Genomic DNA, 8,307 nt, shown 5'->3' with positions numbered 1-8,307 from the left:
GGCGGCCTGTCGGTGACGGTGCTGCCCGAATTCGTCACCGGCATCATCCTGATCCTGATTTTCGGGGTCTGGCTGCGCTGGCTGCCGATTTCGGCCGCATGGCCGCGGGATGCCGGCTTGTTCACCCAACTCTATTACCTGATCCTGCCTTCGCTGCCGCTGTTCCTGGTGCTGTTCGGCTACATCGCCCGCATGGCGCGCTCCGGCATGATCGAGGCACTCGATGCCGACTATACACGAACAGCGGTGCTCAAGGGCCTGCCGTGGCGAACGGTGATCTGGCGCCATGTCCTGCGCAATGCGCTGCTGCCGACCATCACCGTCATCGCCACCCAGACCGGCTATCTCATCGGCGGCCTGGTGGTGATCGAGACGCTGTTCCGCTACCAGGGCATCGGCTCGCTGATCTTTACCGCGGCGCGGGGCAAGGATTTTCCGATCCTCGAAGCCGGCACCCTGACTATCGGCATCGTCTATGCGATCGCCACCCTGGCCGCCGACTTTCTCTACTGCGTGCTCAATCCGCGAATTCGGCTGGAGACAGACCAATGACCATCACCGACACGAGCATGCCGACGCCCGATGATACAGGCAGGCGCGGCTTGATGGCGGACGTGTTCTTTTCGCTGCTGCGGTCTGCTACTTTCCTCACCGGCTTCGCCATCGTCCTGTTCTGGATCTCCTGCGCGCTGTTCGGCGAGCATTTCGTCCCCTACGACCCACTGGCAACCGACATCATCAACGCGCTTGCGCCACCGTCTTCCGAACACTGGTTCGGTACCGACCAGATCGGCCGCGATGTCTACTCCCGCGTCATCGTCGGCTCGCGCGACATTCTGACCGTTGCGCCGCTGGCGACACTGCTGGCGACCGTGGCCGGCACCGCGCTCGGCCTGTTCACCGGCTATTTTCGCGGTCTCGTCGACGATGTCGTCAGCCGCCTTCTCGAAGCCTTCATGGCGATCCCCGGGGTCATCGTAGCGCTGCTGGCCATCGTGGCGCTCGGCACCTCCAAGACGATGGTTATCGTCGTCATTGGCCTCAGCTTCGCTCCAATCATCGCGCGCACCGTGCGCTCCGCCGTGCTGGCCGAGCGCGAACTCGACTATGTCGCGGCGGCACAGCTTCGACATGAAAGTGCCCTGCATACGATGTTCGTCGAGATCCTGCCGAACGTCATCCCGCCGATCCTGGTCGAAACTACCATGCGCCTCGGCTACTCGGTTTTCGCGGTCGCTACGCTCAGCTTCTTGGGGTTCGGGATCCAGCCGCCCTCGCCCGACTGGGGGCTCTCGATCTCCAACAATTACGGCATGATCAGCGGCGGCTTCTGGTGGACGGTGCTGTTCGACGCGCTGGCCATCGCCTCCCTGGTGATCGGCGTCAACCTGGCGGCCGACGGCGTTCATGGAGCGCTCAATGACTAGTTCCGCCAAGGCCAAAAACGCGCTCGAACTCAACGATCTGTCGGTGGCCTACCGTGTTGCCGGCCGCAACCGCGCCGTGCTCCGCAACCTCAGCCTCACCATCGGCCAGGGCGAAGCCTATGGACTGGTCGGCGAGTCCGGCTGCGGCAAATCCACGGTGGCGCTCACCGTCGTGCGCTATCTGCCGAGAAACGGCTCGATCACAGGCGGCGCCATCTCGCTCGACGGCCAGGACGTGATGAACCTGGATGCCGAGGCGCTCAGGCGGGCCCGCGCCGAGAGTGTCTCGATGGTCTACCAGGATCCGGGCAAGGCGCTGAACCCGTCGATCCGTGTCGGCCGGCAACTGACCGAAATTTTTGAACTCGGCGGCATAACGGGACAGGCGGCCATCGACAAGGCAATCGCCATGCTGAACCGGGTACGCATCTCCGATCCGGGCGGCGTCATGCAGCGTTATCCGCACCAGCTTTCCGGCGGAATGCAGCAACGCGTGGCGATAGCCATGGCGCTGGCCAACGATCCGACGATGCTGATCCTCGACGAGCCGACGACGGGCCTCGATGCGACGGTGGAAGCCGAAGTGCTCGACCTGATCGCGCAGCTCAGGCAGGAACTGTCGGCCTCGATCCTGTTCATCAGCCACAACCTCGCCGTCGTCTCCAACATGTGCGACCGCGTCGGCGTACTCTATGCCGGCATGCTGGTCGAGGAAGGACCGACGGAGGTCGTGTTCAGCGATCCGCGTCATCCCTATACCGTAGCACTCTTGCGCTGCCTGCCGCGCGGGGGCCAGCGCAAGCATCAGGGCCGCCTTGACACCATTCCGGGCTTCTTGCCCGGCATCGGGGTTGACATCAAGGGTTGCGCCTTTGCCGACCGCTGCGCGCTCGCAACCGACCGCTGCCGCAGCGAATTGCCGCCGCTCTACAACCTGAGTGACGATCGAGGCGTTCGGCTGTCGCGCTGTCACTATCACGAGCAGGCGCAATCCTTGCCGCGCGCGACGCAGAGGGATGTGGCACCGCTTGCGCCGAAGGCGACAGCTGTGCCGGTGCTGCGCGTCGCCGGGCTGAACAAGACCTATGGTAACGCCCTACGGGCGGTGAAGGACGTATCACTCACGCTGCGATCAGGCGAGACGCTCGGGCTAGTCGGCGAATCCGGCAGCGGCAAGACGACCTTCGCCAGGCTGCTGCTCGGCCTGGTGTCACCGGACGAAGGCGGCACGATCGAGCTGGAGGGCAAGCCGCTGGCGCCTAGGCTGGAGAACCGCAGCGACGACCAGATCAAGGCAATGCAGATCGTCTTCCAGAATCCGGACTCCGCACTCAACCGCTCGCATTCGGTCCGGTATCTGATCGGCCGCGCGCTGAAGCGGCTGGCGGGCCTCTCCGGCAAGGCGCTGGAGGCTCGCCTCAACGATCTCGTCCGTTCGGTGCGGCTGACCGACCGACATCTGACCGTCAAGCCGCGCCAGCTGTCGGGCGGACTGAAACAGCGTGTCGCCATCGCGCGCGCCTTCGCCGGCGACCCGCGGATCGTCGTCTGCGACGAGCCGACCTCGGCGCTCGACGTATCGGTGCAGGCGGCGATCCTCAATTTGCTTGCCGACCTGCAGTCGAAAGAAGACGTCAGCTACATCTTTATCTCGCATGACCTTGGCGTTGTGCGTTACCTCTCCGACAAGATCGCCGTGCTCTATCTCGGCCGCATCATGGAGATTGGACCATCCGAAAAAGTTTTCTCCGGCCCGCACCATCCCTATACCGAAGCGCTGCTGTCGGCCGTGCCCAAGCTCGATCACACCGAGATGTCACGCATTCGTCTTGACGGTGAGATCCCCAGCGCTACCCATCCGCCGTCGGGCTGCGTGTTTCACACACGCTGCCCGCGCAAGATCGGAGCGATCTGCGAAGAGCAGGAGCCGCCATTAGCCGAGGCACAGCCCGGACATTCGATCCGATGCCATATCCCCTATGCGGAGCTGGCCAAGCTCCAAAGCTCGAAGACCACAAAAGGCGGTTTTGTTGCAATGGCTGAATAGCGGCGCAGAGAAGCCTAATGCAAGGTCAATCAGGCGGCGAGGATTCGAACTGCTCGGCCCAGGACGGATTCGGATTGAAGGCATACCTCGCCTGTCGCTTGCGCAAGATGCCGGAAAGGATGGTGGAGGTGGCGGCCGTTGATTTGAAGCCGAGCATCGGCCGGCCTTGGCGCTTGATCCACCGATGGTCCTGCTCGATCAGATTGTTCAAATACTGGCTCCGGCGGACGCAGATCGGCTTCAACCGGCGCCAAGCGGATCCTGCAAGCGATTTGTGATGTCGCAGGAAACGCTCGCCTCGTAGTCGGCGGTCGGCCATGACGCTCCAGCGCCTTTCTGAAGAAGCACTTGACCGCCGGCAGGTCGCGCTGCTCTCTGAACCAAAACTCGACTGTGCCGACTGACGGCCTTTGAACACTGCAACCCTCCGAAAATGATCGAAGCCTCCTTGCCACAGCGCCGTATTCAAAAGGTTGCAAAGATCCTGCTGCTTTGCAGTGGAGCGAAGTCTAGAGTCACCCTGGTAAAACATAAGACGGGAGGGAGCTCGATGGGTGGAGACGAGTCCGGCGGTGGGATCACATCCACGGTCATATACCCGACGAATTTAATGCAAAGCAGCCGGAGCAAGAACCGTGACCAAGAACTAATCGCATTTCTAGTTGATTGCTAAACGGCTTGGCGTGCCTGCACCCAAAACAATCCTGTTCTATATCACATTGTGTGCGCGAGTGGGGGAATGGAGGCAGATTGCCTGCACAGCTCATAGATTACTGCGAACTTCGGATAAAGGAGATACAGTGGAACCCTGGGGATGGTGTGAGGAAACCTGGCGGCAAAGAGTTGGAAAGGTGCGCGCAGGGCGCTCGCTAAAGCCTGCCAGTTGGAAGGGAGGCGCGCGCTGTGCGGTGGCACTATCGTTCGACTGCGATCACGAAACTTCTGAACTGGTTCTTGGAGGAAATTCCATCGGCCGCCTATCGGCGGGCGAATATGGCTCGCGGGTTGGTGTGCCCCGTATCTTGAACACACTGAAACGGAATGGAATTTCCGCTACATTCTTCATCCCTGCTGTATCCGCTCTTTTGCATGAAGATGAAGCACGTCGCATCGTGGGAGATGGACATGAAATAGGCATCCACGGTTGGATCCACGAGTTCAACAGCATTCTTGCTCACGAGGTTGAGCGGGAGCTTCAGTGCAGGGCGGCTGATACACTGGAAAGAGTTTCTGGTCAGCGCCCCTTGGGAATGCGTACGCCATCGTGGGACTTTTCGCAACACACGCTGCAGATCGCACAGGAACTCGGTTTGATTTACGACTCTTCTCTCATGGCCGACGACGATCCGTACGAGTTGCTGGGAGACGGTGTGCCTACCGGTATCATTGAACTTCCGGTGGAATGGATCCGCGACGACGGCGTCTATTTCAATATGGATCTGCAATCTGCGCTGCGACCGCAGATGTCACCAATGGCAGTACTCGATGTCTTCAGGCGGGAATTTGACCAGGCTTGGGGAGAGGGGGGCCTCTTCCTGCTTACGATGCATCCTCATGTGATCGGCCACCGATCGCGCATGTTCATTCTTGAGGAGTTGATTGCCCATATAACGAGTCGCTCTGACGTTTGGGTCGCAACTCACGGTGATGTGGCTCGCTATTTGAAAGAGATGACCGCTACTCCGACACTCTAGACGTCATGTTCCGAGGCCTGAGATCGGTGGCCCGCCCTTTCGCGCGATTAAGAGACGAGGGTTGCTCGGTACGTCGAGCCGATCCTCACGCACGGAGGACGAGCCATGGGAGAGCATAGCGAAGCATTTGTCGCGTTTGATGTAGACCAGAAGAAGCATGCGGCGGCGATCGCGGAGGGCGGCCGCACGGGCGAGGTCCGGTTCGTCGGCGAGGCCGGCAGCGATAGAGCGGACGATCAAAAAGCTGAGAAAAAGGTACGATCGACTGCACGTCTGCTTCGAGGCCGGGCCGACTGGTTACGGACTTTACCGTCAGGTCCGCGATCTTGGTCACGACTGCATGGTGTTGCGCCCGCCCTGATTCCGAAGCTGTCGGGCGAGCGCGTCAAAACCAACCGACGGGACGCGGTCACTCTGGCGCGGCTGCATCGGGCGGGCGAACTGACCGAAGTGTGGGTGCCGGACATAGTCCACGAGGCTGTCCGCGATCTGATCCGGGCCCGGGAAGCAGCGGCAGACGACCTGCGCCGCAAACGCCAGCAGCTGCTTTCTTTCCTCCTGTGCCATGGCCGGATCTATGAGGACGGCGGTCATTGGACATTGGCGCACCGACGCTGGGCTTGCCCGCCAGAGCTTCGAGCATACGGCGCAGCAGATCGTGTTCCAGGAGAAAATCGACCGGGCGCGGTTCAGCGGCTACGCCGCCTGGACGGGCAGGTGAGCGCCATCGTGCCGAACTGGTCAACGGCGCGGGTCGTCGTCGAGGGCCTATCAGGCGATGCACGGCGCCTCATTCCTGGTGGCAGTGATCTTCGCGGCCGAGATCGGAGATGTGCGCCGCTTCGATACACCGGCACAGTTGATGGCCTTCCTCGGCCTGGTTCCGGGGGAGCGTTCGACCGGCGACACGGGCCGCATCGAGCCTTACACTCGTCGGCAATCGACGCGCCCGCCGCGCCTTGGTCGAAGCAGCATGGACTTACCGCTATCCCGCCAAGGTTAGCGAGGCCCTGAGGGTCCGGTCGCCTGGAAGGCGCAGGTACGGCTCTGCGCTCGCTATCGTCGCCTCAGCGCGTCTTCCGCAACTTCGCGTCGCCGACGTTCGGGCGCGGCTGGCACAGTGGCCAACCGAGGGATGATGCGGCCAGAGCGAGTTCACGATGCCGCAACTTGTTGGATGAACAGGAGCGGGACCGGTCTCATACAGACGGGCCGTGACGCTCGACTGATCGCGTCGGGCGGTATCGACGTCAGAATAAGCAAAGTGCCCCCGAGCAGAACACCGCACGAGTGGTTAAAACATTGATTTGAGGAAGCCTCAGCGTTGCGGGCCATCACGCTGGTGCCAGGAAGCGTCGACCCGATCACCATAGCCGCGCTCATGTCTGTTACCTTACCGCTCAGCACGAAGTCTGGGCTGAGAGCATGAATGAGACACCCGGAACCAACTCGGCCTTGGCAAGTACAAGACCAAATGTGAACTGCGCCTACGTGCTGTCGCACTGCTCGGATCGACCTTTCAGACGAACAATGAGCCTCGTCGCACGGGTCAGCTCTGCGGGGGACCCAGTGTGTGGAATTGCGTGGCAAGCCGACAGGGCCGAGTTCATTTACGAACGTGCCGACGAGCTCATCCGCTGTGGATGGCAAGGATGGGAGTTCGATGAAGTATGGCGGCGTGAGGTCTACTAGGCATTCCCTTCAAGCCGCAACGCGAACCAGAACGAGCACCCTTGCTACCCGCCTGGGCAATAGATGCCACAGCCGTCGCCGTGCTCCCGCCTTCTGGTCCGGTGGCACAAAGTCCTCAAGGTCGCGGATACTCGCGGCATCGCCGCTCCGCTCGACGTCGATCTGGAAAAGTGGATTCTTAGGGCGACGGCGTTCTTTAACGACAAGCCGGCCATCTCAAAACGCGATGTCACCACCTTAGACTTTATATTGGCGAACTCAATGCTAGGTGGCGCATACTTGGCGGGCAGCGGGTGGAGGTGCGTCCGCCCGCCAAGGCTCTAAATGAATCGAGCAATACAAAGTGCAGATCAAAGACGTCCTCCTCGCGCCTGGCAACGGCGCTTTTTTCTATGACGACCAAGCGTCCATCAGGCTTGGCGCAGTGCAGGAGGGCTTCATCTATGGTGGAGAACCGATAACGCCTGGGTTCACGTTGCTTCGCGTTCCGGCATCTTCGCTTAGTGTCTGGCTTGTTCTCACCGACGACACCGTCGTTTGGGGCGACATGATGAGCGTTCAGTATTCTGGCGCTGGCGGACGCGATCCTTTGGTCGACACCGCCCAAATCTCGGATTTGACGTCGCGGGTGGTGACGCCACGGCTTCGCGATGTCGATGAGTCTCTTTACCTTGATGCCTGCGCGAAGGTTTTTGAGCCATTCGAACAGGAGCGGCTACCCCTCGCGCTTGAGCATGGCGTCAGCCAGGCGCTCCTTCGCGCAGCGGCCCTACATCCAGCGGGCCACCATGGCAGAGGTTGTATGCGCAGATCTTTTTCAAACAGAGCCGAAAACAAAGCCTTATTATAGCGCTCATAGAGGAGTAAACAACATGCCAGCCACACCATATGAAGCCGCTATTGGCTACTCGTTTCCCCAGAGTGGCATGACTCGGGACGAGATCGAACAAGAACTAGAGCATCTGCGTTCACAAGATGCAGACCCGCGCTCGACGTTCCCAGATCGTTGGCTGAATGACCGCGGGCTCCTGCTTGATGACGGCACATTCGAAGTTGCCAAGGCCGCTCACTTTGCCTTTTTTACGAAGGGCAACAACTACCCTACCGTGGTTAAATTTGAACGCGATCTAATACAGATGGCGCTTAGTTTGTTCCACGCTGGAAAGGATGCAATCGGGGCCATCACCAGTGGCGGTTCTGAGAGTCTCTTTCTCGCTACTGCCGCTGCTCTAGCGAACGCCAAAGAAAGACGGCCTGACATCGCCAGACCAGAAATAGTCATTCCGCAGACGGGCTATCCCACATTCGAGAAATATGAACGGTATTTCGGATATACTATCCGTCGCGTTCCAGTGGATGAAAATTTTCGCGCAATCGTCTCGGCAATGTCTGAAGCAGTTAGCGAAAACACAGTCATGATGCTCGCCTCAATGCCGTCCTGGTCGCA

General features: G+C 60.4%; 7 protein-coding genes and 3 pseudogenes. 8 read left to right on the top strand and 2 right to left on the bottom strand.

Annotated features, from left to right (window positions below; genetic code table 11):
* The 3 genes from EN853_RS32790 to EN853_RS32780 form a co-directional block, all read left to right on the top strand.
* Positions 1 to 552: ABC transporter permease (locus EN853_RS32790; RefSeq protein WP_135856015.1), on the top strand; the 552-nt coding region annotated here is incomplete at its 5' end.
* Positions 549 to 1,427: an ABC transporter permease gene (locus EN853_RS32785; RefSeq protein WP_127863025.1), complete on the top strand. Its 879-nt coding sequence runs from the start codon at positions 549 to 551 to the stop codon at positions 1,425 to 1,427. The genes EN853_RS32790 and EN853_RS32785, both read left to right, overlap by 4 nt.
* Positions 1,420 to 3,474: an ABC transporter ATP-binding protein gene (locus EN853_RS32780; protein ID WP_127863024.1), complete on the top strand. Its 2,055-nt coding sequence runs from the start codon at positions 1,420 to 1,422 to the stop codon at positions 3,472 to 3,474. The genes EN853_RS32785 and EN853_RS32780 overlap by 8 nt, the downstream gene beginning before the upstream one ends.
* Before the next feature lie 25 nt (positions 3,475 to 3,499).
* Here EN853_RS32780 and EN853_RS35025 read toward each other — a convergent pair.
* A pseudogene (locus EN853_RS35025) lies at positions 3,500 to 3,709 on the bottom strand (DDE-type integrase/transposase/recombinase); the annotation flags it as partial.
* 565 nt (positions 3,710 to 4,274) lie between these two features.
* Here EN853_RS35025 and EN853_RS32770 point away from each other — a divergent pair.
* Complete coding sequence (locus EN853_RS32770) at positions 4,275 to 5,168, top strand: polysaccharide deacetylase (protein WP_127863023.1); 894 nt, start codon at positions 4,275 to 4,277, stop codon at positions 5,166 to 5,168.
* A 330-nt stretch (positions 5,169 to 5,498) separates the two neighbouring features.
* Here the strand turns inward: EN853_RS32770 and EN853_RS35020 are convergent, their stop codons facing one another.
* Positions 5,499 to 5,735, bottom strand: a complete 237-nt coding sequence (locus tag EN853_RS35020) for a hypothetical protein (protein ID WP_245454722.1) — start codon at positions 5,733 to 5,735, stop codon at positions 5,499 to 5,501.
* Positions 5,736 to 5,745: 10 nt separating this feature from the next.
* Between EN853_RS35020 and EN853_RS35015 the strand changes: the two genes are divergently transcribed.
* From EN853_RS35015 to EN853_RS35000, 4 genes and pseudogenes are all read left to right on the top strand, one after another.
* Complete coding sequence (locus EN853_RS35015) at positions 5,746 to 5,889, top strand: hypothetical protein (RefSeq protein ID WP_245454723.1); 144 nt, start codon at positions 5,746 to 5,748, stop codon at positions 5,887 to 5,889.
* A gap of 57 nt (positions 5,890 to 5,946) precedes the next feature.
* Positions 5,947 to 6,171, top strand: a complete 225-nt coding sequence (locus EN853_RS35010; RefSeq protein ID WP_245454724.1) for a transposase — start codon at positions 5,947 to 5,949, stop codon at positions 6,169 to 6,171.
* A 1,032-nt stretch (positions 6,172 to 7,203) separates the two neighbouring features.
* Positions 7,204 to 7,672: pseudogene (locus EN853_RS35005) on the top strand (methylaspartate ammonia-lyase); the annotation flags it as partial.
* A 60-nt stretch (positions 7,673 to 7,732) separates the two neighbouring features.
* Positions 7,733 to 8,307, top strand: a pseudogene (locus EN853_RS35000) (pyridoxal-dependent decarboxylase); the annotation flags it as partial.

The organism is Mesorhizobium sp. M1C.F.Ca.ET.210.01.1.1 (assembly GCF_004791585.1).
GTDB lineage: Bacteria > Pseudomonadota > Alphaproteobacteria > Rhizobiales > Rhizobiaceae > Mesorhizobium.
The sequence above is the reverse complement of the archived record's forward strand: the minus strand, read 5'-3'. Positions and strand labels throughout refer to the sequence as shown.

Excerpts from the sequence above, each read along its gene's own strand:
- EN853_RS35015 (WP_245454723.1), top strand. The coding sequence starts at position 5,746 with ATGAGGACGGCGGTCATTGGACATTGGCGCACCGACGCTGGGCTTGCC.
- EN853_RS32780 (WP_127863024.1), top strand. The coding sequence starts at position 1,420 with ATGACTAGTTCCGCCAAGGCCAAAAACGCGCTCGAACTCAACGATCTG.
- EN853_RS32785 (WP_127863025.1), top strand. The coding sequence starts at position 549 with ATGACCATCACCGACACGAGCATGCCGACGCCCGATGATACAGGCAGG.
- EN853_RS35010 (WP_245454724.1), top strand. The coding sequence starts at position 5,947 with ATGCACGGCGCCTCATTCCTGGTGGCAGTGATCTTCGCGGCCGAGATC.
- EN853_RS35020 (WP_245454722.1), bottom strand. The coding sequence starts at position 5,735 with ATGGCACAGGAGGAAAGAAAGCAGCTGCTGGCGTTTGCGGCGCAGGTC.